The organism is Streptomyces sp. GB4-14 (assembly GCF_022696125.1).
Classification (GTDB): Bacteria; Actinomycetota; Actinomycetes; order Streptomycetales; family Streptomycetaceae; genus Streptomyces; species Streptomyces werraensis.
On record NZ_RZHO01000002.1, the window covers coordinates 846,077 to 870,883 of the forward strand.

Annotated in this window: 20 protein-coding genes and 1 pseudogene; 7 read left to right on the forward strand and 14 right to left on the reverse strand. The window is 73.3% G+C overall.

What is annotated here, in order from left to right; translation table 11 throughout:
• Window positions 1–166 precede the first annotated feature (166 nt).
• Entirely contained in the window at window positions 167–1,210 is a 1,044-nt protein-coding gene (locus tag ELQ39_RS05110; protein ID WP_242591149.1) for a saccharopine dehydrogenase family protein, read from the reverse strand.
• A 127-nt stretch (window positions 1,211–1,337) separates the two neighbouring features.
• On the opposite strand from ELQ39_RS05110, the gene ELQ39_RS05115 reads away from it, so the two are divergent.
• The gene (locus ELQ39_RS05115; protein ID WP_242591150.1) at window positions 1,338–2,273 is read left to right on the forward strand and encodes a helix-turn-helix domain-containing protein; all 936 of its coding nucleotides are present in this window, start codon (window positions 1,338–1,340) and stop codon (window positions 2,271–2,273) included.
• Window positions 2,274–2,336: 63 nt separating this feature from the next.
• Here the strand turns inward: ELQ39_RS05115 and ELQ39_RS05120 are convergent, their stop codons facing one another.
• The 4 genes from ELQ39_RS05120 to ELQ39_RS05135 all read right to left on the reverse strand — a co-directional run bounded on the left by ELQ39_RS05120 (window position 2,337) and on the right by ELQ39_RS05135 (window position 7,154).
• Window positions 2,337–2,849 carry an O-acetyl-ADP-ribose deacetylase gene (locus ELQ39_RS05120; RefSeq protein WP_242591151.1) on the reverse strand — a complete coding sequence of 171 codons (513 nt, stop codon included), beginning with the start codon at window positions 2,847–2,849 and terminating at the stop codon, window positions 2,337–2,339.
• A complete protein-coding gene (locus ELQ39_RS05125) occupies window positions 2,846–4,255 on the reverse strand; it encodes a phytoene desaturase family protein (protein ID WP_225627321.1) in 1,410 nt (469 codons plus the stop codon). Before ELQ39_RS05125 ends, ELQ39_RS05120 begins: the two co-directional genes overlap by 4 nt.
• A gap of 121 nt (window positions 4,256–4,376) precedes the next feature.
• On the reverse strand, window positions 4,377–5,222 hold the full coding sequence (locus ELQ39_RS05130) for an inositol monophosphatase family protein (RefSeq protein WP_225641647.1): 846 nt from the start codon (window positions 5,220–5,222) through the stop codon (window positions 4,377–4,379).
• A 102-nt stretch (window positions 5,223–5,324) separates the two neighbouring features.
• Window positions 5,325–7,154 carry a gamma-glutamyltransferase family protein gene (locus tag ELQ39_RS05135; protein ID WP_242591152.1) on the reverse strand — a complete coding sequence of 610 codons (1,830 nt, stop codon included), beginning with the start codon at window positions 7,152–7,154 and terminating at the stop codon, window positions 5,325–5,327.
• A gap of 204 nt (window positions 7,155–7,358) precedes the next feature.
• Here ELQ39_RS05135 and ELQ39_RS05140 point away from each other — a divergent pair, with 204 nt between their 5' ends.
• From ELQ39_RS05140 to ELQ39_RS05150, 3 genes are all read left to right on the forward strand, one after another.
• Complete coding sequence (locus ELQ39_RS05140) at window positions 7,359–8,423, forward strand: lipoate--protein ligase family protein (RefSeq protein ID WP_242591153.1); 1,065 nt, start codon at window positions 7,359–7,361, stop codon at window positions 8,421–8,423.
• A gap of 179 nt (window positions 8,424–8,602) precedes the next feature.
• Window positions 8,603–9,271 carry a hypothetical protein gene (locus tag ELQ39_RS05145; RefSeq protein WP_225641653.1) on the forward strand — a complete coding sequence of 223 codons (669 nt, stop codon included), beginning with the start codon at window positions 8,603–8,605 and terminating at the stop codon, window positions 9,269–9,271.
• A gap of 371 nt (window positions 9,272–9,642) precedes the next feature.
• On the forward strand, window positions 9,643–10,500 hold the full coding sequence (locus tag ELQ39_RS05150) for a CAP domain-containing protein (protein ID WP_242591154.1): 858 nt from the start codon (window positions 9,643–9,645) through the stop codon (window positions 10,498–10,500).
• A 36-nt stretch (window positions 10,501–10,536) separates the two neighbouring features.
• On the opposite strand, the gene ELQ39_RS05155 is transcribed toward ELQ39_RS05150, so the two are convergent.
• The 9 genes from ELQ39_RS05155 to ELQ39_RS05195 form a co-directional block, all read right to left on the reverse strand.
• Entirely contained in the window at window positions 10,537–12,057 is a 1,521-nt protein-coding gene (locus ELQ39_RS05155; protein ID WP_242591155.1) for an NCS1 family nucleobase:cation symporter-1, read from the reverse strand.
• Between the two features lie 27 nt (window positions 12,058–12,084).
• The gene (locus ELQ39_RS05160; protein WP_242591156.1) at window positions 12,085–13,086 is read right to left on the reverse strand and encodes a TIGR03842 family LLM class F420-dependent oxidoreductase; all 1,002 of its coding nucleotides are present in this window, start codon (window positions 13,084–13,086) and stop codon (window positions 12,085–12,087) included.
• Between the two features lie 11 nt (window positions 13,087–13,097).
• Window positions 13,098–14,501, reverse strand: coding sequence for a dihydropyrimidinase (gene hydA, locus ELQ39_RS05165; RefSeq protein WP_190001492.1), 1,404 nt, complete (start codon window positions 14,499–14,501; stop codon window positions 13,098–13,100).
• Window positions 14,502–14,571: 70 nt separating this feature from the next.
• The gene (locus tag ELQ39_RS05170) at window positions 14,572–15,414 is read right to left on the reverse strand and encodes a nitrilase-related carbon-nitrogen hydrolase (protein ID WP_242591157.1); all 843 of its coding nucleotides are present in this window, start codon (window positions 15,412–15,414) and stop codon (window positions 14,572–14,574) included.
• Window positions 15,415–15,569: 155 nt separating this feature from the next.
• Complete coding sequence (locus ELQ39_RS05175; RefSeq protein ID WP_242591158.1) at window positions 15,570–17,129, reverse strand: PucR family transcriptional regulator; 1,560 nt, start codon at window positions 17,127–17,129, stop codon at window positions 15,570–15,572.
• Window positions 17,130–17,155: 26 nt separating this feature from the next.
• Entirely contained in the window at window positions 17,156–18,442 is a 1,287-nt protein-coding gene (locus tag ELQ39_RS05180) for an aspartate aminotransferase family protein (protein ID WP_225627330.1), read from the reverse strand.
• Complete coding sequence (locus ELQ39_RS05185) at window positions 18,439–19,281, reverse strand: nitrilase-related carbon-nitrogen hydrolase (protein ID WP_225641659.1); 843 nt, start codon at window positions 19,279–19,281, stop codon at window positions 18,439–18,441. The genes ELQ39_RS05180 and ELQ39_RS05185 overlap by 4 nt, the downstream gene beginning before the upstream one ends.
• A gap of 172 nt (window positions 19,282–19,453) precedes the next feature.
• Window positions 19,454–21,157, reverse strand: coding sequence for a hypothetical protein (locus ELQ39_RS05190; RefSeq protein ID WP_242591159.1), 1,704 nt, complete (start codon window positions 21,155–21,157; stop codon window positions 19,454–19,456).
• A gap of 121 nt (window positions 21,158–21,278) precedes the next feature.
• Window positions 21,279–21,566 (reverse strand): helix-turn-helix domain-containing protein, encoded by a 288-nt coding sequence (locus ELQ39_RS05195; protein ID WP_190001486.1) that lies wholly within the window; start codon window positions 21,564–21,566, stop codon window positions 21,279–21,281.
• A 33-nt stretch (window positions 21,567–21,599) separates the two neighbouring features.
• Here ELQ39_RS05195 and map point away from each other — a divergent pair, with 33 nt between their 5' ends.
• The 3 genes and pseudogenes from map (at window position 21,600) to ELQ39_RS05210 (ending at window position 24,802) form a co-directional block, all read left to right on the forward strand.
• Window positions 21,600–22,376 carry a type I methionyl aminopeptidase gene (gene map / locus ELQ39_RS05200; RefSeq protein ID WP_242591160.1) on the forward strand — a complete coding sequence of 259 codons (777 nt, stop codon included), beginning with the start codon at window positions 21,600–21,602 and terminating at the stop codon, window positions 22,374–22,376.
• 392 nt (window positions 22,377–22,768) lie between these two features.
• Window positions 22,769–22,879, forward strand: coding sequence for a keywimysin-related RiPP (locus ELQ39_RS05205; protein WP_190001484.1), 111 nt, complete (start codon window positions 22,769–22,771; stop codon window positions 22,877–22,879).
• A gap of 25 nt (window positions 22,880–22,904) precedes the next feature.
• Window positions 22,905–24,802: pseudogene (locus tag ELQ39_RS05210) on the forward strand (lasso peptide isopeptide bond-forming cyclase).
• Window positions 24,803–24,807: the final 5 nt, after the last annotated feature.

Here is a 24,807-nt window from a genome sequence, read left to right on the forward strand (position 1 = left end):
CCGCGCAGGGACCCGCGTCCGCCGCGCCGAGGCGTACCGCCGACCACGGCAGAGCGCCGCCGGCCGTCCGCCACGGCCGCGTGCCCGACCGCCTCGCGACCGTGCGGACGGCGGTCCGGGAGCGTGAGGCCCGCTGGGGGCAGTCCGGGACGGCGGTCGGCTCGGGTCAGGCGTTCTGCTTCCGCGGGTGCAGGTCGAGTGTGACGTGCGGGGAGAGCGCGCGCAGGAAGTCGGGGGCGTCGAACATCTCGCCGGCGGAGACGACGCCGACGGTCCTGGTGCGGCCGGTCAGGACGCGCTCGAGGGCCTCGGCGACGAGAGGCGCGGTGACGGCGTAGATGTCCTGGCCGCCGGCCGTGGCCCGGCGTTCGGCTCCGCCGGAGCGGACGACGGCGTCGACGAGGAAGGTCTGGTCCGAGCGTCCGCGCTCGTCGGCGGCGGTCGGGGCCGGCGTGTGAGGGGCGGCGACGTCTCGGGCCGCCTCGGCGCTCATGTAGGTGGTCACCTCGGGGATGGAGAGGTGCTGGGTGACGGTGACGACGTCCGCCATCGTGAACTCCCCGATCACCGGCCGGGGTCCCATCGGTTCCGGGAAGGCCCACTCCGTGCTGGGCGCGGCGTCGGTGCGGCGCTCCCACTGTCCGCCGCTGTAGCGCAGGCGGTGGGCTCCGCGCCGCTCGCGGGAGACCGCGCCCGAGAGCCGGGTGCCGGCGGTGGGGTGCCAGTTGCTGAGGGCGTAGGCGATGTGTGCCTCGTCGGCCTCGGTCCAGTCGCCCATCGCCGCGGTGGTCAGCAGGTCACCGAGGCCGCCGAAGAAGGCCATGGCCGGGACGATGACCGCTGCCTCGTCCCGGGCCCGCTCGCGGTAGTGGGCGAAGGTGTCGAGGTTGGCCTCGAGCTCGGCGGCCACGTCCAGGTAGGGGATCTTCGCGCGGAGCGCGGCTTCGACGACGGGGCCGGTGGTCGAGGCGAACGGGCCGGCGCAGTTGATGACCGCCGCCGTGCCCGCCACGGCCCGATCCAGCGAAGCCGGGTCCTCGGCCGACGCCACCCGGGCCTCCTGCCCGTGTGCGTCGGCCATCTCCTCCAAGGTCCGTGCGTTGCGCCCGGACAGCACCGGGACGAACCCGCGGGCTGCCAGCTCCGCGACCACGAACCGCCCGGTGTGACCGTAGGCGCCGAACACCGTCACCGGCTGACCTGTCCCCATGAAGCTCTCCCGTGTCCTCGAACGCCTGCCGCGAGGTCGATCCGCCGCGGCCTGACCCCCACATCCTGTTCCTCCGGCAGCACCTCGCACGAGCGTCGGGAACGACATGCCGCGTACAGTTCCGGACATGCCCGCTGTCGCGCTGGCCGTCACCGACGGCATGCTCCACTACGAACTGTCCGTGGCCCTGGAGGTCTTCGGGGACGACCTGACCCACGTCGTGGACCCCTGGTACGACTTCTCCGTCTGCGGGAGCGGTCCGGTGTCCGTGGACCGTTTCCGCCTGGAGCCCGACCGGGGACTCGACCACCTCGCGCAGGTGGACACGGTGATCGTCCCCGGCTGGGCCGACACCGACCGCGACCCGCCCGCCGAGCTGGTCGAGGCGGTACGCGCGGCCCACGCGGCAGGTGCCCGCGTGGCGTCGCTGTGCACGGGCGCTTTCATCCTGGGCGCGGCGGGACTGCTCGACGGCAGGCGCGCCACCACGCACTGGGCCCACACCCGGGAACTGGCCCGACGTCACCCGGCGGCCACCGTCGATCCGGACGTCCTCTACGTCGACAACGGCGACGTCCTCACCTCCGCGGGCAAAGCCGCAGCCATGGACCTGTGCCTGCACCTGGTCCGACTCGACCACGGCTCGGCCAACGCCAACAAGATCGCCCGACGCCTGGTCACACCACCCCACCGGGACGGCGGCCAGGCCCAGTTCATCGCCACGCCTCTCCCCGCGCCCGGCAACCACCCCCTGGGCGAGCTCTTCCCCTGGGCGCTGGAGCGGCTGGACCAGCCGCTGACCGTGGAGGACCTGGCCCGTCAGGCCCGCATGAGCTCACGTCACCTCGGCCGCCACTTCAAGCACCTCACCGGCACCACGCCGCTGCGGTGGCTGCACACCCAGCGCATTCGCCACGCCCAGGAACTGCTGGAGACCACCGACGCCACCGTCGACACCATCGCCGCGGCCACCGGCATGGGCACCGCCACCACCCTGCGCCGCCACTTCCACCGCAGCGTCGGCGTCCCGCCCGACGCCTACCGCCGCACCTTCCGTCCGTGAGGCGCGCCCAGGCCCCGTGCCCGGGCCGCGCCGGAACCGCGGGACGGGCTCAGGCGCGTCGGGTCAGGCCGTCCGGGCGGCGAAGGCCTGGTACGCCCGTTCGTCGAAGAGGACGAAGGTGATCTCCTCGACCGCGGTGTCCGTGGTGCGGACCGTTTCCAGGGCGATGCGGGCCGCGTCGTCCAGGGGCCAGCGGTAGACGCCCGTGGAGATCGCGGGGAAGGCGACCGTGCGGGCGCCCAGCTCGTCGGCGACGCGGAGGGACTCGCGGTAGCAGGAGGCGAGGAGCGCGGAGCGGTCCTCCGTCGTGCTGTGCACCGGGCCCACCGTGTGGATCACCCAGCGCGCGTCCAGCCGGCCCGCGGTGGTCGCGACCGCCTGTCCCGTGGGGAGCCCCCTGCCGTAGCGGGAGGCACGCAGGGCGCGGCACTCGGCGAGGATGTCCGGGCCGCCCCGGCGGTGGATCGCGCCGTCGACTCCGCCCCCGCCGAGCAGGGACGAGTTGGCCGCGTTGACGAGGGCGTCGGCGCGCTGCCGGGTGATGTCGCCCTGGACGAGGGTGATCCTGGGGGTCATGTCTGGCGGAGCCTCCTCCATACCGCCTTGGCTGCGTTGTGGCCGGGCATGCCGTGCACGCCGGGGCCGGGAGGGGTGGCCTGCGAGCAGATGAACACGGCCGGGTGGGGGGTCGCGTACGGGAACAGCGACAGCTTGGGGCGCAGCAGCGTCTGGAGTCCGGAGACCGCGCCGGTGGCGATGTCTCCGCCGATGTAGTTGGCGTTGCGCGCGGCCAGTTCGGGCGGCCCTGCGGTGGCGCGGGCCAGGACGCGGTCGCGGAAGCCGGGCGCGAACCGCTCCAGCTGGCGTTCGATCGCTTCGGTGAGGTCGCCGTCCCAGCCGTGCGGGACGTGCCCGTAGGCCCAGAAGACGTGCTTGCCGTCGGGGGCGCGGGTGGGGTCGACGACGGAGGGCTGCACGGTGATGAGGAACGGCGCGTCGGGGGCGCGGTTCTCGCGGGAGGCGGCCCGGAGGGCGGCGCCGATCTCCGCGCTGTCCGCGCCGATCTGCACGGTCCCGGCCCTGCGCGCCTCGGGGGCGGTCCACGGGACGGGCCCGTCCAGCGCGTAGTCGATCTTGAAGACGCCGGGGCCGTAGCGGTAGCGGGCGTAGGTGTCGCCGAAGCCGGCGATGCGGGCCAGGGCGGTGGGCGAGGTGTCGAAGACGTACGCCCGCGCCGGGGGCAGGTCGTCGAGCCGCTTGACCTCGTAGTCGGTGTGCACGGCACCGCCGAGTTCCCGCAGGTAGGCGGCGAGGGCGTCGGAGATCGCCTGGGAGCCGCCGCGGGCGACGGGCCAGCCGCGGGTGTGGGCGGCGAGGGCGAAGACCAGGCCTATGGCCGACGTGGCGAAGCCGCTGAGCGGGGCCATCACATGGGCGACGAGCCCGGCGAAGAGGGTGCGGGCGCGCTCGTCGCGGAAACGGCGGGCCAGCCAGGTCGACGGGGGCAGGCCGACGACACCGAACCGGGCGAGGGTGACCGGGTCGCGGGGCAGCGCGGTCAGCGGCAGCGACATGAAGTCGCGGACCAGGGTGTCCCAGCGGTGCAGGAAGGGCGTCACGAGCCGCCGGTAGGCGCCGGCGTCGCGCGGCCCGAAGGAGGCGGCCGTCTCGCCGACCGAGCGGGACAGCACGGCCGCCGTGCCGTCCGGGAAGGGATGGGCCATGGGCAGCTCGGGGTGCAGCCACTGAAGGCCGTACCGCTCCAGCGGCAGGCCGCGGAAGGCGGGCGAGCTGACGGCGAGGGGGTGGGCGGCCGAGCAGGGGTCGTGCCGGAAGCCGGGGAGGGTCAGCTCCTCGGTGCGGGCGCCTCCGCCGACGGTCCCCTTGGCCTCGAAGAGGGCCACCGAGAAACCGCGCCTGGCCAGTTCCACGGCGGCGGTCAGCCCGTTCGGCCCCGCCCCCACCACGACCGCATCGAGCATCGACGGCACCTTCGGACTCCTTCGTCAGCCGACGGCCACAGAGGATCAGGATATGCCGGGCCGCACGCGGGACCGGACGGCGTCCGGTCATCCGCACCGCACCGTCCGGCCTTCCGCACGGTCAGACGGCCGCGGACAGCAGCTCCACCACCCGCCGCGCGGTGGCCTCGTCCCGCGCTGCGGTGAACGGCAGCGTGTTGCCGCCGCGGATCGTGAAGGGCCTGCCCGCGCGGGTGAGGTGGGCGCCGCCCGCCTCCTCCACCAGCAGCAGACCGGCCGCGTGGTCCCAGGCCAGCTCCCAGTTGAACGCGGTGGCATCCAGCTCGCCACGGGCCACCGCCAGGTACTCGAGCCCGGCCGAGCCGCAGGGGCGCGCGGCCACGCCGTCGGTGCGCAGGCCGAGCAGGGCGCGCTTCTGCTCGTCGGTGGTGAAGTCGGGGTGGGAGGTGGCGACGCGGAGGTCCCGGCCGGGCTCCGGGGAGCCGGAGCGCAGCGGCTCGCCGTCGAGGCGGGCGCCCTGTCCGCGCACGGCGGTGGCCAGCAGGCCGAGGGCCGGGGCGTACGTCCAGGAGGCCCGCACCACGCCGTGCAGGGCGAGGGCGACCAGCGTGCAGTAGCCGGTCTCGCCGCGCACGAACTGACGGGTGCCGTCGACGGGGTCGACGATCCACACCGGCGCGTCCCCGCGTATCGCCTCGTACGACGACGGGTCGGCGTGCACGCCTTCCTCGCCGACCACCACGGAGCCGGGCAGCAGGCGGGGCAGCTCCGCCGTGAGGCGCCGCTCGGCCTCGCGGTCGGCGTCGGTCACCACGTCGTGCGGTCCGCTCTTGCGGTCCACCTCGTGGGCGGCGAGACGGCGCCAGCGCGGCACGATCTCCCGCGCGGCGGCCTCGCGGACCGCGGCCTCCACGTCGTGGGCGTGCCGGGTGAGGAACTGGTCGATGCTCGCGTCGGTCTCGATCACTCCTCCATGAGAGCACGCCGCACCGACAGCCCCGCCACGGCCCGGGACGATCTCGGGCGCGGGCGGCCCGGAAATGGGCTGCCCGCACCGTCGTGGATGGGCTCAGCGCCCCACCGCGTACCCCTGCTGCCCGCGCGGGTTGGCGGCCGCCGAGAGGACGCCGGTGTCAGGGTCGCGGGCGACCGCGCACAGCCGGCCCTCGGACCAGGCGTCACCGACGGTGACGTCGTGGCCGCGGCGGCGCAGCTCCTCGACGACCTCCGGGGCGGTGCGGGACTCGACGGTGACGCTGCCGGGCCGCATGCCGCGCGGGTAGAACGAGCCGGGGAAGCTGTCGTTGTGCCAGTTGGGGGCGTCGACGGCCCCTTGGAGGTCGAGCCCGCCGCGCACCTTCGCGCGCAGGGCGACGGCGAGGAAGAAGTGCAGCTGCCACTGGTCCTGCTGGTCGCCGCCGGGCGTGCCGAACGCCATGACCGGCACGCCGTCGCGCAGGGCGAGGGACGGGGTGAGCGTGGTGCGGGGGCGGCGGCCCGGGGTGAGGCTGTTGGGCAGGCCCTCCTCCAGCCAGGTCATCTGGAGCCGGGTGCCGAGCGGGAAGCCCAGCTCGGGCACGACGGGGTTGGACTGGAGCCAGCCGCCGCTGGGCGTGGCGGAGATCATGTTGCCCCAGCGGTCCACGATGTCGAGGTGGCAGGTGTCGCCGCGGGTGGCGCCGTCGGCGGAGACCTCCGGTTCGCCGGGCACCGGGGAGGTGGGACTCTTGGCGACGGTCGGCTCGCCGACGCCCATGGGGCTGAAGCCGGGTTCGTCGGTGGCCACGACGCGCGCGTGGGCGGCGAGCCGGGGGGTGCGGCCGCCGGGGCTGCCGGGGCGCAGCTCGTGGGAGGCGCGCGGGCCGACCATGGTGCGCCGCTCGGCGTTGTACGCGGCGGACAGCAGGTCGTCGAGGGGCACCTCGGCGGCGTCGCCGTACCAGGCCTCGCGGTCGGCCATGGCGAGCTTGCAGTTCTCGATCAGCAGGTGCAGGTAGGCGGCCGATCCGTAGGGCGGCAACTCGTCGGTGAGCAGCGCGAGTTGCTGGAGGAACGCGGGGCCCTGGCTCCACGGTCCGGCCTTGCACACGGTCCAGCCGTCGAAGTCGTAGGTGACCGGGTCCTCGTAGCCGGCGGACCAGGCGGCGAGGTCGTCGGCGGTGAGGGTGCCGGTGTGGCGCTTCCCGCTGGTGTCGAGGGTGGGGCGGGCGGCCTGCCGGACCAGGGCCTCGGCGACGAAGCCGGTGCGCCACACGTCGCGGGCGGCCTCGATCTGCGCCTCCCGGTCGCCGGCGCCGGCGACCTCGGCGAGCAGCCGCTTCCAGGTGGCGGCGAGGGCGGGGTTGCGGAAGAGCTCGCCGGGGCGCGGCGGGCGTCCGCCGGGCAGGTAGACCTCGGCGGAGGTGGTCCACTCCGTCTCGAACAGTTCGCGCACGGTCTCCACTGTCTCACCGACGCGCTCCACGGGCGGGTGGCCGTCCTCGGCGTAGCCGACGGCGTACTTGAGGACGTCGGCGAGGGACTTGGTGCCGTGGTCGCGCAGCAGGAGCATCCAGGCGTCGAAGGCGCCGGGCACGGCGGCGGCGAGGGGTCCGGTGCCGGGGACGAGGTCGAGGCCGAGCCCCTTGTAGTGGGCGACGGTCGCGCCGGCCGGGGCGACGCCCTGCCCACACAGCACGCGCACGTCCCCGCCGGCCGGCGCGAGGATCATCGGCACTTCGCCGGCCGGGCCGTTGAGGTGGGGTTCGACGACGTGCAGCACGAAGGCGCCGGCGACGGCCGCGTCGTAGGCGTTGCCGCCGTCCTCGAGGACGGCCATGGCGGACTGGGAGGCCAGCCAGTGGGTGGAGGACACCATGCCGAAGGTGCCCTGGAGGGTCGGTCGGGTGGTGAACTGCATCCCCTGCCCCAGGTGTTCGCGTCGTCCGGCCCTCGCACCACCCGCTCCGGGCCGGCGGCCTCGGCCGTTGCCGCACGCAGGGTAGGCGCGTGCTGCGGGGGGACGCCACCTCGGCGCAGCCCGCGGCTCCGGGCGTCGCGGCCGTTACGGGAACAATCCGGGCGGGCCCGGCGTTGGTACGCGCGGCTGAGGAAAGGCGGAGTCGTGCACGGTGAGTACAAGGTTCCCGGCGGCAAGCTCGTCGTGGTGGACGTGGACGTGGTGGACGGGGTGCTGCGGCACGCCCGTGTGGCGGGGGACTTCTTCCTGGAACCGGACGAGGCGCTGGACGCCGTGAACGGCGCCCTGGAGGGCGCTCCGGCCGACACCGACGCCGCCGGTCTGGCCGCGCGGGTCGAGGCCGCCCTGCCCGAGGGGACCGTGATGTACGGGCTCACGGCGGAGGGCGTCGGCATCGCGGTGCGCCGGGCGCTGGCGCACGCCACGGACTGGACCGACTACGACTGGCAGCTGGTGCACGAGGGTCCGCAGCCGCCCGCGCTGCACATGGCGCTGGACGAGGTGCTGACCGCCGAGGTGGCCGCCGGGCGGCGTCCGCCGACGCTGCGGGTGTGGGAGTGGGCCTCCCCCGCCGTGATCATCGGCAGCTTCCAGTCGCTGCGCAACGAGGTGGACCCCGAGGGCGCCCGTCGGCACGGCGTGGACGTGGTGCGCCGGATCTCCGGCGGCGGCGCGATGTTCGTGGAGCCGGGCAACACCATCACCTACTCGCTGTCGGTGCCGGAGGCGCTGGTGCAGGGCCTGTCCTTCCAGGACAGCTACGCCTACCTCGACGACTGGGTGCTCGGCGCGCTCGGCGACATGGGCATCCGCGCCTGGTACCAGCCGCTGAACGACATCGCCACCGACCAGGGGAAGATCGCGGGCGCGGCGCAGAAGCGCATCGTGGGGCCGGACGGCCGGCCCGGCGCGGTGCTGCACCACGTGACGATGGCGTACGACATCGACGCGGACAAGATGCTCGAGGTGCTGCGCATCGGCAAGGAGAAGCTGTCGGACAAGGGCACGAAGAGCGCGAAGAAGCGGGTGGACCCGCTGCGCCGGCAGACGGGGCTGCCGCGCGAGGCGGTCATCGGACGGATGGTCGACTCCTTCCGCGCCCGCTACGGACTGACGCAGGGCAAGGTGACGGACGAGGAACTGGCGCGCGCTCAGGAACTGGCGCGGACGAAGTTCACCGCACCCGAGTGGGTCGCGCGGGTGCCCTGACGCTCAAATCCCCCTATTCGCAGAGGAAATGCGGCAAGCGGCCGCCGATGCGGAACCGCGCCGTCACCGCGTGCCTACGGAGCGAGGTGAGCCCTTCCGCACCTTGACGAAGCGTGTGACACTGGCGTCCCGTCCGCAGTGCGGACCCCCTCCGCACCGTCCCCCACGAGAAGTGCGCCGTGCGTTCCTTTCCTCTGCCGATCGCCCTGACCGCCCGTCTGTCACCGGTGGTCGTCCTCGCCGCGGCCGGATGGGCGCTGTCCTCCGGCCCGCTGGCCGCCCCCGAGACCTCCGAGGACAAGCCGACCGGGAGGACCGCCTCACAGCAGTCGCCCACCGCCCCCTCCGAGACACAGGCGGTGAAGACGTACACGGCGGCGCCCGAGCCGTGCGCCGCGCTGTCCGCGAAGACCGTCAAGTCCCTTGTGCCGGGCGCGAAGACGGCCGGCAAGGAGATACCGTCCACGGACTCCGACCTGCGCCGCACCTGCTCGTGGAACGCCCTGAAGGGCTACGACTACCGCTGGCTCGACGTGTCCTTCGAGGTGCTGGCCTCCGACGAGGCCGCGGAGAAGTCGTACGACGGGCGGCTGGCGGAGAAGAGCGGCGGGGGCGCCGTCCCGGGGGTCGGGGACGCGGCGTACTCGGTCGTGAACCTCACCACCGAGGACAAGCAGGACACGCGTGAGGGTGTCGTGGTGGCGCGGGCCGCGAACGCGCTGGTGATCGTCACGTACAACGGCAGCGACTTCGAGTCGAAGAAGGCGCCGAGCACGGAGGAGATCAACAAGGGCGCGATCAAGGCCGCCAAGGAAGCGGTGGCCGCCCTGCAGAAGACGCAGGGCTGATCCGGAAACGGATCCGGAACCAATGGTTCCGTGACATCTGTCACAGCTCGTTCCCGATCTGACCGGGTCGCTTAGTAGACGTGGCCGGGGTGACATGGGGGACTTGTCCGTCTTGACGGGAAAGCGGACCGGGCCCGTACGGGTGGCGGGCCGACCCTGATCCGGATGCCGGCGCTTCGTCCGCGCACGGCGCTTTCTGACGTGACGACAGCTGGCCTCCGGGCCCTCCCGGGGGCCGGTCGGCATGCTCTCCCGCCCTTCGCAAGGCCCTCCACGGCCTACGAAACCGGGTAGTACTCGAGCCCTTTGCGCCCCGCGCGGGGCCGTCCCAAGAATGACCACCCTCCGCACACCCAGGGGTGAGGTCACGTATGGGAATCCATCGCCAGCAGAAGAAGTACCGGCGGACGGTCGTCACCGCGGTCGCCGTCGGCGTCATCGGCATACCGTCGGTCGCCATGGCCTGTACCGACTGGCCGGACGGCGGGCAGCGGGAGGACCGCGCCACCGCGGTGCCGTCCGTCGGAGAGGACCGCTGGGACGGCCCCGGCTGGTACAGCCGGTGGAGCAGCCAGCACGAGGGCGACCCGTCGCCGGTGGCCTCCGACTCCCCCGGCGCCTCCGCGAGCCCTTCCAAGGACGCCCGTGAGCACCACGGCGGCAAGCCCTCGCAGAAGCGGAAGAAGGCCGCCAAGCCGGCCGGCGCGGCCCCCTCCACCACCACGGCGGCCCCGAAGCCCACCACGGCGGCCCCGAAGCCCTCGACGGCCGCACCCGCGCCCACCACGACCGCGCCGAAGCCGACGACCGCGGCCCCGAAGCCGACCACCGCCTCGCCGAAGCCCACCGCCCCGGCCTCAGGCGCCGTCGCCCGGGTCGTGGAGCTGGTCAACCAGGAGCGCGCCGAGGCCGGCTGCGCCCCGGTGACGGCCAATTCCACGCTGAACACGGCCGCCCAGCGACACAGCGAGGACATGGCGTCGACCGGCACCATGTCCCACACCGGCTCCGACGGCTCCGACCCCGGTGAGCGCATCACCCGCGCCGGGTACGCCTGGAGCACCTACGGCGAGAACGTCGCCTACGGCTACTCCACCCCCGAGCAGGTGATGCAGGGCTGGATGACCAGCCCCGGCCACAAGGCGAACATCCTCAACTGCTCCTTCGAGGAGATCGGCGTCGGCCTGTCCGGCACCTACTGGACGCAGGACTTCGGCACCGCCCGCTGAGGCCGCCGGGGCACCGCGGGGACGCGGCGGCGGGTCTCACACCCGCCGCCGCCCCGCCGTCAGCACGACGTACACGACGAGCGAGGCCGCGAGGCCGACCGCCCAGCCGTAGTCCGCGAGCGGCCTGAGCAACGGAATCAGCCCGTCCTCGGGGAAGGGCCCCTTGCCGGGCGCCGAGTGGGAGCCGCCCACCGCGAGCACCCCGCCGATCAGGAAGGCGACGACGGCGTGCACGTTCCAGCCGGACGTGTACCAGTAGCGCCCGCCCGGGGTGTACAGGTCGGTCAGGTCCAGCCGGGTGCGGCGCACGATCCAGTAGTCGGCGATCAGGATGCCGGCGACCGTGCCGAGCAGCCCCCCGACCAGTCCGAGCCAGGTGAAGATGTACAGCTCGGGCGTCTCGGTCAGCTTCCACGGCATGATGACCACGCCGACCACCCCCGTGATCAGCGCCCCCGTGCGGAAGGTGATGAACTTCGGCGCCAGGTTCGCCAGGTCGTACGCCGGTGACACCACGTTCGCCGCGATGTTCACGGAGATCGTGGCGACGAGCACGGTGATCAGCGCGAAGAGCAGCCCGAAGACGTTGTCTGTCCTGGCGGCCAGCTCCACCGGGTCCCAGATCGCCGCCCCGTAGACGGCCTGCGAGCCGGACGTGACGAACACCGACAGCAGCGCGAACAGGGTCATGGTGGTGGGCAGTCCGAGCGTCTGCCCCCACACCTGGGCGCGCTGTCCCGCGCCGAAGCGGGTGAAGTCGGGGATGTTGAGGCTGAGCGTCGACCAGAAGGCGATCATGCCCATCAGCGACGGGAAGAACACCGGCCAGAAGTCGGCTCCCCAGCCCAGCCGGGAGGGCTGGTCCAGCAGCGGTCCGAGACCGCCGGCCTTGTTCGCGATCCACACCAGAAGTACCAGGGCGCCGACGATGACGAAGGGCGCCGCCCAGTTCTCGAACCGGCGCAGCGCCTCCATCCCCCGGTAGATGATGGCCAGTTCGAGCGCCCAGAAGAGCACGAAGCAGACCCACAGGGTCCATGGCTGGCCGCCCACCTCCGACGCCTCGGCCCAGCCGCCGAACAGCTTGCCGAGCAGCACGAAGATGCCCTGGCCGCCGATCCAGGTCTGGATGCCGAACCAGGCGCAGGCGACCGCGGCCCGGATCATGGCGGGCAGGTTGGCGCCGCGCAGCCCGAAGGAGGCGCGGGCCAGCACCGGGAACGGGATGCCGTACTTGGGTCCGGCGTGACCGGTCAGCAGCATCGGCGCGAGCACGATGACGTTGGCGAGCGCGATGGTGAGGACGGCCTGCTTCCAGTCCATGCCGAGCGCGACCAGTCCGGACGCGAGCAGCCAGGAGGGGATGTTGTGCGCCATCCCCACCCACAGGGCGGTGAAGTTGTACGTGGTCCAGCGGCGGCGTGCCAGCGGGACGGGCAGCAGGTCGTCGTTGACGAAGCGGGCGTCGGTGAGGACGGCGCCCGGCGGCAGCTCCACGCGTCCCGCCGGGTCGGGTATCGGGTTCTCTGAGGGCGCGGGCGGGACGGTCGCGGTCATGGGCGTGCCTTTCGCAGTGGTACCGGTTCAGTCGCCGAGTGCCGGGATGATCTCCGCGCCGTACGCGTCGATCGTCGTTTCCTGCGCGTCGTGCATGTCGTACACCGCGAACTGGTCGACCCCGAGGTCGCGCAGTGCGCGGAGCTTCTCGATGTGCGCCTCGGGCGGGCCGAGCAGGCAGAAGCGGTCCACGATCTGGTCGGGGACGAAGTCCGTGGACGGGTTCCCGGCCCGTCCGTGGTGGCTGTAGTCGTAGCCCTGGCGGCCCTTGATGTACTCGGTGAGCGCGTCGGGGACCATGCCGGAGTGCTCGCCGTAGCGGGCGACCAGGTCGGCGACGTGGTTGCCGACCATCCCGCCGAACCAGCGGCACTGCTCGCGGGCGTGCGCCAGGTCGTCGCCGACGTAGGCGGGGGCGGCGACGCAGATGGTGACGGATTCCGGGTCGCGGCCGGCCTCTGCGGCGGCGTCGCGCACCGCCTTCACCATCCACTCGGTGAGGAACGGGTCGGCGAGCTGGAGGATGAAGCCGTCGGCCTTCTGCCCGGTGAGGGCGAGCGCCTTGGGCCCGTAGGCCGCCATCCACACCGGGAGCCTGCCGTCGCGGACCCACGGCAGGCGCAGCCGCTGCCCGTCGACGTCGGCCTCGCGCCCCTCGGCGAGGTCGCGGATCACCTCGATCGCCTCGCCGAGCCGGGCGAGGGTGTTGGGCCTGCGTCCGGCGACGCGCATCGCGGAGTCGCCGCGGCCGATGCCGCACACGGTGCGGTTGCCGAACATGTCGTTGAGGGTGGCGAAGGTGGAGGCCGTCACCTCCCAGGTGCGGGTGCCCGGGTTGGTGACCATCGGGCCGACCTTGAGGGTCGTGGTGTTCGCCAGGATCTGGCTGTAGACGACGAAGGGTTCCTGCCACAGCACGGCCGAGTCGAAGGTCCACCCGTGGGTGAAGCCGTTGCGCTCGGCGCGTTTCATCAGGCTGATCACCCGCGACGCCGGCGGGTCGGTCTGCAGGACGAGGCCGAAGTCCATGCGCTCCGCTCCTAGTTGAGGTACTGACAGGTGGAACGCGGGGTGTAGACGCCGTGTCCGGCGTGTCCGGTGTACTCCCGGTCGGTGACGACCGGGACCCCGCGCGAGAACACGGTCTCCACGCGGCCGGTGACCCGCTTGCCCTCGTACGCCGAGTAGTCGACGTTCATGTGGTGGGTGCCGGCGGACATGACCTGCTCGGCCGCCGGGTCGTAGATGACGACGTCGGCGTCGGCGCCCGGCGCGATGGTGCCCTTCTTCGGATACAGGCCGAACATCCGCGCCGGGGTGGCGCAGGCGATCTCGATCCAGCGGCGGCGGCCGATGTGCCCGTCGAGGACGGCCTGATGAAGGAGGTCCATACGGTTCTCCACGCCCGGCAGCCCGTTGGGGATCTTGGAGAAGTCTCCGCGGCCGAGCTCCTTCTGGCCGCTGAAGCAGAAGGGGCAGTGGTCGGTGGAGACCACCTGGAGGTCGTTGGTGCGCAGGCCCCGCCAGAGCGCCGCCTGGTGCTCCTTGGGGCGCAGGGGCGTGCTGCACACGTACTTGGCGCCCTCGAAGTCCGGCTCGGCGAGGTTGTCGGTGGACAGGAACAGGTACTGGGGGCAGGTCTCACCGAACACGGGCAGCCCGTCGTCGCGGGCCCTGGCCAGTTCCGCGACCGCCTCGGTGGCGGAGACGTGCACGACGTACAGCGGGGCGCCGGCGACCTGCGCGAGGCGGATGGCGCGGTGGGTGGCCTCCGCCTCCAGGAGGGCCTTGCGCACCTCGCCGTGGTAGCGGGGGTCGGTCTCGCCGCGGGCGAGGGCCTGCTCGACGAGCACGTCGATGGCGATGCCGTTCTCGGCGTGCATCATGATCAGGCCGCCGTTGTCGGCGGAGCGCTGCATGGCGCGGAGGATCTGTCCGTCGTCGGAGTAGAAGACGCCGGGGTAGGCCATGAACTGCTTGAAGGAGGTGACGCCCTCCTCCACGAGGAGGTCCATCTCCTTCAGCGTCTCCTGGTTCACGTCCGAGACGATCATGTGGAACGCGTAGTCGATCGCGCAGTTGCCCTCCGCCTTCGCGTGCCAGGCGTCCAGGCCCTCGCGCAGGGTGTGCCCGACGCTCTGCACGGCGAAGTCGACGATCGTGGTGGTGCCGCCCCAGGCGGCGGCCCGGGTGCCGGTCTCGAAGGTGTCGGAGGCGAAGGTGCCGCCGAAGGGCAGCTCCATGTGGGTGTGCGCGTCCACGCCGCCCGGGATGACGTACTTGCCGGTGGCGTCGACGGTCCGTTCGGCGGTGAACGCCTCGGCGGCGGGGGTGCCGGAGGCGGCCAGGGCCGCGATGCGGCCGTCCTCCATGAGGACGTCCGCGTGTGTTTCGTCGGAGGCGGTGATGACGAGTCCACCGCGGATGAGTGTGCGGGTGCTCATGTCGGGGTCGCTCCTCCAAGTGGGTATGTGCGGGTCCGTCGTGGTTTCTCGCGCAGTTCCCCGCGCCCCTTCAGGGCGCTGTCAGGGGGCCGTAGGCCGACGGGTTGCGGTCGCGGTAGAACTGCCAGCGGTCGCGGACCTCCCGGAGTTTGGCCAGGTCCAGGTCGCGGACGACCAGTTCCGTCTCCTTGTCGCCGGCGACCTCGCCGACGAAGCGGGCCTCCGGGTCGACGAAGTAGCTGGTGCCGTAGAAGTCGTTGTCGCCGTACTCCTCGACGCCGACCCGGTTGATCGCGCCCACGAAGTACTCGTTGGCGACGGCCGCCGCCGGCTGCTCCAGCTGCCACAGGTAGCCCGACAGGCCGCGCGAGGTGGCCGACGGGTTGAACACCACTTCTGCGCCCGCCAGTCCGAGCGCGCGCCAGCCTTCCGGGAAGTGCCGGTCGTAGCAGATGTAGACGCCGATCCGGCCGGCCTTGGTGTCGAAGACGGGCCAGCCGCTGTTTCCGGGGCGGAAGTAGAACTTCTCCCAGAACCCCTTGACCTGCGGGATGTGGGTCTTGCGGTACTTGCCCAGGTAGGAGCCGTCGGCGTCGATCACGGCGGCCGTGTTGTAGAGGACGCCCGGCTGCTCCTCCTCGTACATCGGCAGCACCAGGACGAGGTTCAGTTCCCGGGCGAGGCGCTGGAAGCGCCCGACGATCGGGCCGTCGGGGATGCGTTCGGCGTACTCGTAGAAGGCGGGGTCCTGCACCTGGCAGAAGTACGGTCCGTAGAACAGCTCCTGGAAGCACAGCACATGAGCGCCCTGCGCGGCCGCGTCGCGCGCGGCCTGCTCGTGGACCTGGATCATCGACTCCTTGTCGCCCGTCCAGGCGGTCTGGAAGACGGCGGCTCGGATCACTCGGCTCATCGGGACCTCCGGTCGCTCGGTGTGCAGTGAGCCTAGGAATCGGACGAGCGCGCTTTGAGTGGCACCGTGTCACGTCTGCCGGGGTGCGGCGTGTCACCGTGTCATCCGCCGACGATCCCATGTGTCACCGCCGTTGCCGCAGGTGGTCGCTCGTTTCAGCGTTGTTGCGCGTCGTGCGCGAGGAGTGCGATGTGCAGCGAGGCGGCCTGTTCGAAGTCGTCCAGGTCCACCCCCAGGCGCGCCTGTATCGCCTCCAGCCGGCGGTACAGCGCCGGCCGGGACACGTGATGCAGCTGAGCGGTGCGGGACTTGTTGCGTCCGGTCGCCAGGTAGGTGCGCAGCACCGGGAGGAGATCTTCGCCGGGGTCGCAGAGCAGCCCGGCCAGTTCCCGTTCGGCGAACGACTGCACCTGGGGGTCGTCGCGCAGCAGCCGTACCAGGCCGCGCAGATGGACGTCCCGCAGCCGCACCACGGGGGGCAGGTCGAGGGCGGCGGCGTCGTCCGCGACGGCGTCGGCGACGTGCCGGGCCTCGCGCAGCCCGGCGGGCACGTCGTCGAAGGAGGTGCGGGCGGCCGCGGCCGCCACCACGACGTGCTCGTCGGCCGGTTCGGCGCGCAGCCGGGCCGCGAAGTGCGCGGTGAGCGCCTCGGCGTCCTGGTCACGGGCGAGGCTGAGCAGCACGGCGGTCGCGGCGGCGGACAGCTCGCCCGCGATGCCGGGCAGGCCGAGCAGCCGCAGCGTCCGGTCCAGCGGGGCGGCCCGGCGTCCGCGCACCACGAGCGGCACGAACGTGCGCCGGTTGACCGGAAGTCCGGCCGCGCGGGCGCGGGGCAGCAGGTGGCGGGCCGGTACGGCGCCGCCGACCAGGTCGGTGAGCAGACTCAGCGCGGACTGCTCCTCCCACGAGCAGCCGGCGCCGCCGAGCATGCGGTGCAGGACGAGCGCCTCGGCCGCCCGGTCGGCGAGGAGCCGCCCGGTCTCGGTGTCGCCCCGGTAGCCGCACAGCACCAGCCGGCCCCAGGGCTCGCCCCGCCCGCCCAGTTCCGCGCGGATCCAGCCGTCGCCCTCGCTGCGTCCGGCCTGCCGTGCGATGCGCTCCCAGTCGCGCAGCACGTCGTCGACGGCGGACCGCTCCCCGGCCGTGCCGAGGACGCGGTGGGCGAGGTTGGTGACGACGACGGGGCAGCCGCTGTGCCGGGCGATCTCGTCGAGCAGCCGCTGCAGCGGGGCGCCGCCGGTGATCAGGGCGGTGAGTTCGGTGCGGACCGCCTCGGAGAGGCTGACGGCGGCGAACTTCCGCCGCACCAGCCGGGACTGCACCTCCTCGGTCAACTGGGCGAAGGGGAAGGGGCGGTGGAGTACGACGAGGGGCAGCTGGCAGCGCTCCGCCGCCCGCCGCATCGCCTCCGGCGGGGACGGGAACGCCCGGCCGAGGCCGAGGACCACGGCGGACGCCTCGGCGCGGTGCAGGGAGCGGACGTACTCGGTCTGCTTGTGCTCGTCGCCGGCGAGCAGCACACCGGTGGTGAGCACCATCTCCCCGCCGCTGAGCATCACGCCGACGTCGGCCGCCTCGGCGACGTGCACCCAGCGCACCGGCCGGTCCAGCCGGCCGGCGCCGGCCACCACCTCGGGCTCCCCCGCGAGCACCCGTTCCAGGGCGAGGACCTGCCGGACCGAGAGGGCCGGTACCGGTGGCTCCCAGGTGGTCATGGCGGTGTCCTCCGGTGGGTGTCGGGCTACTGGATGCTCCTCAGGGCGTCCTCGAGGATCGCGGCGCCCTCCTCGGCCTCCGCGACGTTGAGGGAGAGCGGCGGCGCGACGCGCAGGGCGCTGGTGTCATGGCCGCCGCCCTTGCCGATGAGCAGACCGCCGGCGCGGGCGGCCTCCAGGACGGCGGACGCGGCGGCGGGGTCGGCCTCGTCGGTGCCGGGCTTCGTCAGCTCGATGCCGATCATCAGGCCGCGTCCGCGCACCTCCCGTACGGCGGGGACGTGGGCGGCGGCGGCCCGCAGCCGCTCGATGAGCAGACCGCCGACGCGGCGCGCGTTGCCCTGGAGGTCGTGCTCCAGAAGGTAGTTGAGGTTGGCGAGGCCCGCCGCCATGGTGACCTGGGTGCCGCCGAACGTGGAGATGCTGTTGGCGTCCAGGCAGTTCATGATCTCGGCACGGGCGACGACCCCGCCGATGGACATGCCGTTGCCGATGCCCTTGGCGAAGGTGAGCATGTCGGGCGGCCCGCTGCGGGCGTGCGCCTGCCAGCCCCAGAAGTGCTCGCCGGTGCGGCCCCAGCCCGTCTGCACCTCGTCGGAGATCCACAGCACGCCGCGCTCGTGCAGCACCTCGCGGAACGCGGCGTAGAGGCCGTCGGGCGGCGAGGTGAAGCCGCCGACGCCCTGGATCGGCTCGGCGATCAGCGCGGCGGGCGGGCGGGTGTGCCCGAGGAGGTCCTTGAGGTCGTCGACGCAGGCGGCGACGAAGTCGTAGTCGTCCAGGCCGGCGAACGGGCCCCGGCTGCGGACCCCGCCGTGCACGTACAGCGTCTGCAGCGGGGAGAGCGCGGTCGGGGACCAGCCGCGGTTGCCGGTGACGCCGACGGCGCTGAAGGAGCGGCCGTGGTAGCTGTTGCGCATCGCCAGGACGGTGTTGCTGCGCCGGTAGGTGGTGGCGAGCAGCAGCGCGGTGTCGTTGGCCTCGGTGCCGGAGGTGGTGAAGAAGACCCGGGCGTCGGGGATGCCGCTGAGCTGGGCGATCCGTTCGGCGAGGTCCACCATCGGCCGGTTGAGGTAGAGGGTGGAGGAGTGGATGATCCGCCCGGCCTGCTCGGTCACCGCCTTGGTGACCTCGGGCAGCGCGTGGGCGGTCATGGTGGTGAGGATGCCGCCGAAGAAGTCCAGGTAGCGGTTGCCCCGGGCGTCCCAGACGTGGCGTCCCTCGCCGTGGGTGATCTCCAGCGGCTCGTCGTAGTAGAGGGCGAGCCAGTCGGGGAGGACCGCGCGGTGGCGGCCGAGCAGGTCGTCGGTCACGGGCGCACCAGCCCTTCGTAGGCGTCGGGGCGGCGGTCGCGGTAGAAGGCCCACTGCTGCCGCACCTCGTCGATGAGGCCGAAGTCGAGGTCCCGGACCACCAGTTCCTCCTCGCTGTCGCCGGCCACGTCGCCGACGAACCGGCCGCGCGGGTCGACGAAGTAGCTCGTGCCGTAGAAGTCGTTCTCGCCGTACTCCTCGACGCCGACCCGGTTGATGGCGGCGACGAAGTACTCGTTGGCGACGGCGGCCGCGGGTTGCTCGAGCTGCCACAGGTATGCCGAGAGGCCCCGGTGCGTGGCCGACGGGTTGTACACCAACTGGGCGCCGTTGAGCCCGAGTTGCCGCCAGCCCTCCGGGAAGTGGCGGTCGTAGCAGATGTAGACGCCGACCTTGCCGACGGCGGTGTCGAAGACGGGCCAGCCGAGGTTGCCCGGGCGGAAGTAGAACTTCTCCCAGAACCCCTTGACCTGCGGGATGTGGTGCTTGCGGTACTTGCCGAGGTAGGAGCCGTCGGCGTCGATCACGGCGGCGGTGTTGTAGTAGTGGCCGGACTGCTCGACCTCGAAGACGGGGGCGACGACGACCATGCCGGTCTCGCGGGCCAGGTCCCGCATCCGGCGCACGGTCGGGCCGTCGGGGACCGCCTCGGCCCAGCGGTAGTGCTCGGCGTCCTGGACCTGGCAGAAGTAGGGGGCGTTGAACACCTCCTGGAACCCGATGACCTTCGCGCCCCGCCGGGCCGCCTCGCGGGCGTGCTCCTCGTGTTTCGCCAGCATGGACTCGGTGTCGCCGGTCCAGGTGGCCTGGACCAGGGCGGCGGTTACGACGTTGGGCATGAGCTGCAGCTCCTTCGACGCGACGTCAGCGCCTCTACGCCCGTAGAGACGGCCGTAGAGGGACGAACGTAAGCCCCTCGGACGGCCTTGCCAAGACCATCGTCGTGCGGTCCGGGGAGTCGATCGTGATTGACACCCCTGTGGGTGAGTGGGCCGGGCCGCCGGGCCCCGGTCAGGCGGCCAGTCCCGCGACGCGCAGGGCGTGCAGGACGTCCCAGTGCCGTTCCTCCGACACGGCGCGGGCGGCCGTCAGGAGCAGCGGCACCAGCCGTCCCGGGTCCGGTGCGGCCGTGCGGGCGGCGTCCTGCGGGGTGCGCATCCGGACGCAGGCGTCGAGCAGGGCGCGCAGCTCGCGGTGGCGGGTGCCGTCGGCCAGGGCGAGGGCGGCGTGCCCGATCTCGTCGGCCGGGCGGACGACGCCCTGCCGCAGGATCTGCTCGCCGTCCTCCGCACGGCCTCCCGCGGTGAGCGCGTCGGCGGCGGCGACGAGACGCTCGGCGGGCAGGGTCGCCGCCGCCTCCCACACCAGGGTCGCCCAGTCGGCTGCGAGCCCGGCCCGCTCCATCTCGCTCGCGAGCAGCGGGAACCGTACGGCCGGCCAGTACGCGGCCTCGTTCAGCAGGACGTGCGCGTCACCGCTGCGGCCCTCGCTGCGCAGACGGGTCAAGGTCCGCACGAGGTGGGCGACCTCGCGGACGTCCTCAGCGCCGGTCCGACCCTTCCGCGGCTGCTCCTCGGTGTCCGCCTCCGCGGCGGCCCCGGCGAACCGTGCGCCGCGGGCCGCGGTGGCGGCGGGCAGGTCCGGCACGGCGGGGGGAGGTGCGACGACGGCTGCCGTCCCGTCGTCCTCCGCCCCGGCGAACCGGGCACCGCCGCGACGCCGCTTGCGGGGCGGGGCGGGCCGTGTCTCCTCGGCGGGCGGGGGCGGGGGTACGTGCTGTTGCGCTGCGCGCAGCTCGGGCGGGACGGGGTCGGGAAGTGCGGGGTCGCCGTGCGGTTGGAGGGCGGGTCCCTGCCGGGACGCGTGCGGGGAGGGGTACGCCTCGGGAGGCGCGGACCCGCGGCCGGCTGCGGCGTGCGGAGCGGGGCGGGGGTGCGATGAGCCGGGGGCGGGGGGCCGGTGCGTCGGGGTGGGGTGGTGATCCAGGTCGGCCGAGGCCGGGCCGTGGCCCGGGTCGGCAGTTGGGCCGAGGTCGCGACCGGCCGGGGACGGACCTTGGCCCCCGCGGATCGAAGTGGGGCCGTGGGCCGGGGCGGCCGGCGACGGCCACTGTTCCCCGCCGGTCGAGGTCGGGCCGTGGTCATGGCCGGCCGGGGACGACCGAATGCTGTGGGACTCGTACGACGTGGAATCACTCGTGGCCCGCGCGCGCTCGTCGAGGGCGGTCGTCCGGGCGGTGAGTTCCGCGCAGCGGGCCGTCGCGCGGCGGTGGTCGTCCTCGGCCCAGGCGAGGTCGTTGCCGAGGGCCTCCGCCTCCTCGCGGCTCGTCGCGGCGGCGAGCCGGCGTGTCAGGTCGGCCCGGCGGTCCGCCGCGTACCGCTGCTCGCGGAGCATCACGTCGAGGCGGTCGCTCAGCGTCTGCCGGGCGCCGGGCCGCGCGTCGAACGCGGCCGTCGCCCGGGCGTGCAGTGAACGGGCCCTCGACAGCTCGGCCTCGGCGGCCGCGGGGCCGTGCACGGCGGCGAGGTCCTGGAGCAGCGACTCCACCACGTCCCACGGCGGCGGCTCCCGCCCTTCGAGACACGCCCGCATGCCCTCGGGGTCGCGCTGCCAGAACACCAGGCACCAGCCCGCGTACCGGTCAAGACGCGCCAGCAAATCCCGTAGGTGGTCCGTGAACTCCCGGACACCGTCCGGGAGTTGCTCCGCAGTCATAGCCAACTCCCGCCCGTCCCGGAGTACTCGACTCCGTAGATAACACCCGGCGTGTTACGGCGAGGCTACGGAGAGTTTTCCGGTGGGGTGCGGGAGCCGCGCGCGGCGCGGTGCCGTCGCGCTAGGCGGCGATCGACGCGCCCGGGGTGTCCGGCACGTCCGGGATCTCCGGCGCGCAGCGTCCGATCAGGTCGTCCATGGACAGGCCGAGCGCCCCGGCCAGGGCGGCCACGGTGAAGAACGCGGGGGTCGGCGCCCGCCCCGTCTCGATCTTGCGGAGCGTCTCCGCGGAGATGCCGGCGCTCGCGGCGACGTCGGTCATGCTGCGGGCTCCGCGTGCCTCGCGCAGCAGCCTGCCGAGCCGCTCGCCGCGTTCGCGCTCTTCGGGGGTCAAGGGGGTGCGCACCATGGCACCCATTCTAATACCGGTATAGTAATTGGCATGGTGGAGCTGAAGACCGACGCATCGATCGATGCCATGTACGAGACGGGCCAGGTCGTGGCCCAGGCGCTGACGGCCGTACGGAAGGCCGCCGACGTGGGCGTTTCCCTGCTGGAACTGGACGAGGTGGCGAAGGAGGTGCTGAACGCGGCCGGCGCGACGTCGCCGTTCCTGGGGTACCGGCCCACCTTCGCGCCGACGCCGTTCCCCGCCGTGATCTGCGCGTCGGTGAACGACGCGATCGTGCACGGCATCCCGAACGGATACCGGCTGCGCGACGGGGACCTCGTGTCCATCGACTGCGGCGCCCACCTGGGCGGCTGGGCGGGCGACTCGGCGATCAGCTTCGTCGTGGGCGCCGCGCGCCCGGCGGACACCCGCCTGATCGAGACCGCCGAGCGGGCGCTCGAGGCGGGCATCGAGGCGGCCGTCGTCGGCAACCGCATGGGCGACATCGCGCACGCCATCGGCACGGTGTGCCGCGGCGCGGGCTACGGGATCATGGAGGACTACGGCGGCCACGGCATCGGCCGCCGCATGCACGAGGACCCGCCGGTGCCGAACGAGGGCCGCCCGGGACGCGGGATGCCGCTGCGGCACGGCATGGTCCTGGCGATCGAGCCGATGCTGATCGCGGGCGGCGGCGACGCCTACCGCACCGACCCGGACGGCTGGACCCTCCGCACCACGGACGGCAGCCGCGCGGCCCACACGGAACACACGGTCGCGATCACGGAGGACGGACCCCGTGTACTGACGGCCCGCTCCATCGCGTGAGCCCGCACACCATGCCTTCGCCCGCACAGGCGGAGGAGGCCGTGTTGCGCGGCGGAGGGCCGGCATGCGCTCCGGACGCCCCCTCCGCGCCCCCGCGCGGACCGGCGCGCCGAGCGGAGGGCCGCGGCCCGTCGGTCGAGATGCCAACGTTTCTCCGCTCACGTGTTCCCTCGCAGCGCGGCCCCTTCCCGCGACGAACAGGGCCGGTCGGGTCCACCCCGCACGGCACGCCGCGCGTAATGCGCACATCATCGGACTTTTGCATCCCTTCTTGCCCTCCTGGGCCTTCCTGCCGCTAGCTGGGTGCCGCGGCGCTCCTCGCTCCGGCTCCCGATGAGCCCGGAGCGCGTCGACAGGGGAGCGAGCCGCGCCGTCAGCACACGAGGAGAGTCATGAAGAAGGCATACGAAGCGCCGACCCTCGTCCGTCTCGGAACGTTCCGCAAGGAGACCGGGCTCCTGGGCAGGAACGGCAACGACCGGCTGATCCTGAGCAAGAACTGACGGACGACGGTTCCGACCCGACGTCATGACACCACTGCACACCTGTGCGGGGACGGGCCGGGGCGAGGCGCACTTCGCGGTCTTCACCGACCACGAGGAGGCGGCCGCCGCGGCCCGCTCCTTCGCCCTCCCCGGCTGCCGGACCGTACGCCACCCCTCGGGCCGGCCCTGGCTGACCGGCCACTGGCGCGACGACGAGGCCGTCACCGTACGGGCAGGAGGGGCCGCCCTGGCGGTCATCGGCTGCTGCCCGGTGGAAGCGGACGAGCTGCGGCACAGGGCGGCCCGGCTGCGCGACCTCGCGGAGGTCGACACGCTGGCCCGGTCCCTGCCGGGCAGCTTCCACCTGGTGGCCGCCCTCGACGGGAGCACCCGGGTCCAGGGCACGGCCTCCGGCCTCCGGCTGGTCTTCCACGCGGAGATCGCCGGTACGCGCGTCGTCGCCACCCGGGCGGACGTGCTCGCGGACGCCCTCGGCCTCGACCCCGATCCCGCGGAACTGGCCGTCCGGCTCCTCTGGCCCGCCCCGTACCCACTCTTCGAGACATCGCTGTGGCCCGCCGTCACCGCGGTGCCCCCGCAGGACGCGGTGGTCGTCGCAGCGGACGGGCGCGGCTGGCGGCACACCCGCTGGTGGACACCGCCCGAACCCGTCGTGCCGCTGGCCCAGGCGGCCGCCCCGGTCCGCGCGGCGCTCCAGGAAGCCGTCGGCGCGCGGACCCGGCGGGGCGGCGTGGTCAGCTGCGACCTGTCCGGCGGGCTGGACTCCACCTCCGTCTGCTTCCTCGCCGACCGCTCTCCGGCACGTGTGGTGGCCGGCACCTGGCCCGGTCGCGACCCTGCGGACACCGATCTGTACTGGGCCGAGCTGGCTGCGGAGCATCTCCCGGACGTCGAGCACGTGGTGTGGGACGCCGACGCCTCGCCGCTGGTGTACGACGGACTGCTGGCCGTCGACGACCTGCTGGACGAGCCCACCATCGGTGTGATGGACCGCGCCCGTGCCCTGCACCACCTGCCGGGGCTCGCCGAGCGGGGCAGCCGCGTGCACCTGACCGGCATCGGCGGCGACCACGTGACGTGGTGCTCCGAGGCGTACTACCACCGTCTGCTGCGCACCCGCCCCGTGCACGCCCTGCGGCAACTGCGCGGGTTCCGGGCCCTGTGGCAATGGCCGCTCGGCGGCACGGTCCGCGCCCTGGCCGACTCACGGCCGTACGGGAAGTGGCTCGCCGACTCCGCGAACTCGCTGCGCCGGCCCGCCCCTTCGTCGTCCGTCGGCACCGGCCTCGGCTGGGGCACGGCCCCGCGCCTCCTCGGCTGGGTGACCGCCGACGCCGAACGAACGGCGCGGCGGGCTCTGCTCGACGCCGCCGCGACGGCGACTCCCCTGCATCCCGACCGGGGCATGCACGCGGACCTGGAGCAGATCCGTTCCACCACGCGTGTCATCAGGCAGTGGGACCACATGGCGGCCCGCGCCGGTCTGCCGATGGCCTCGCCGTTCTTCGACGACCGGGTCATCGAGGCGTGCCTCGCCGTGCGTCCGGACGAACGCGTCACGCCGTTCCGCTACAAACCCGTGCTCACCGCCGCCATGACCGGAGTGGTGCCGGAACCGTGTCTGCGCCGCACCACCAAGGCCACGGCCTCCATGGACGCCTCCAACGGACTGCGCGAGAACCGCGCCGAACTGCTGACCCTGTGGGAGGACTCCCGGCTGGAACGCCTCGGTCTTGTGGACGGGGCCGCCCTGCGCCGCCTCGTCCGCCGGCCGGCCTCGCCCGGCCTGTCCGACGCCGTCCTCTACTCGACGATCGCCGCCGAGGTGTGGCTGCGCGGGCGCTCCCGCAGCCGCGGCGGCTCCCGTACCTGTGCCCCGTAGCCCCGTGCGTGTCACGAGGCCGCCCCGTCCCGCAGTAGCGAAA

Excerpts from the sequence above, each read along its gene's own strand:
- ELQ39_RS05205 (WP_190001484.1), top strand. The coding sequence starts at position 22,769 with ATGAAGAAGGCATACGAAGCGCCGACCCTCGTCCGTCTCGGAACGTTC.
- hydA (WP_190001492.1), bottom strand. The coding sequence starts at position 14,501 with ATGAGCACCCGCACACTCATCCGCGGTGGACTCGTCATCACCGCCTCC.
- ELQ39_RS05135 (WP_242591152.1), bottom strand. The coding sequence starts at position 7,154 with ATGCAGTTCACCACCCGACCGACCCTCCAGGGCACCTTCGGCATGGTG.
- ELQ39_RS05190 (WP_242591159.1), bottom strand. The coding sequence starts at position 21,157 with ATGACTGCGGAGCAACTCCCGGACGGTGTCCGGGAGTTCACGGACCAC.
- ELQ39_RS05120 (WP_242591151.1), bottom strand. The coding sequence starts at position 2,849 with ATGACCCCCAGGATCACCCTCGTCCAGGGCGACATCACCCGGCAGCGC.
- ELQ39_RS05155 (WP_242591155.1), bottom strand. The coding sequence starts at position 12,057 with ATGACCGCGACCGTCCCGCCCGCGCCCTCAGAGAACCCGATACCCGAC.
- ELQ39_RS05185 (WP_225641659.1), bottom strand. The coding sequence starts at position 19,281 with ATGCCCAACGTCGTAACCGCCGCCCTGGTCCAGGCCACCTGGACCGGC.
- ELQ39_RS05175 (WP_242591158.1), bottom strand. The coding sequence starts at position 17,129 with ATGACCACCTGGGAGCCACCGGTACCGGCCCTCTCGGTCCGGCAGGTC.
- ELQ39_RS05170 (WP_242591157.1), bottom strand. The coding sequence starts at position 15,414 with ATGAGCCGAGTGATCCGAGCCGCCGTCTTCCAGACCGCCTGGACGGGC.
- ELQ39_RS05195 (WP_190001486.1), bottom strand. The coding sequence starts at position 21,566 with ATGGTGCGCACCCCCTTGACCCCCGAAGAGCGCGAACGCGGCGAGCGG.
- ELQ39_RS05125 (WP_225627321.1), bottom strand. The coding sequence starts at position 4,255 with ATGCTCGATGCGGTCGTGGTGGGGGCGGGGCCGAACGGGCTGACCGCC.
- ELQ39_RS05110 (WP_242591149.1), bottom strand. The coding sequence starts at position 1,210 with ATGGGGACAGGTCAGCCGGTGACGGTGTTCGGCGCCTACGGTCACACC.
- ELQ39_RS05160 (WP_242591156.1), bottom strand. The coding sequence starts at position 13,086 with ATGGACTTCGGCCTCGTCCTGCAGACCGACCCGCCGGCGTCGCGGGTG.
- map (WP_242591160.1), top strand. The coding sequence starts at position 21,600 with ATGGTGGAGCTGAAGACCGACGCATCGATCGATGCCATGTACGAGACG.
- ELQ39_RS05115 (WP_242591150.1), top strand. The coding sequence starts at position 1,338 with ATGCCCGCTGTCGCGCTGGCCGTCACCGACGGCATGCTCCACTACGAA.
- ELQ39_RS05150 (WP_242591154.1), top strand. The coding sequence starts at position 9,643 with ATGGGAATCCATCGCCAGCAGAAGAAGTACCGGCGGACGGTCGTCACC.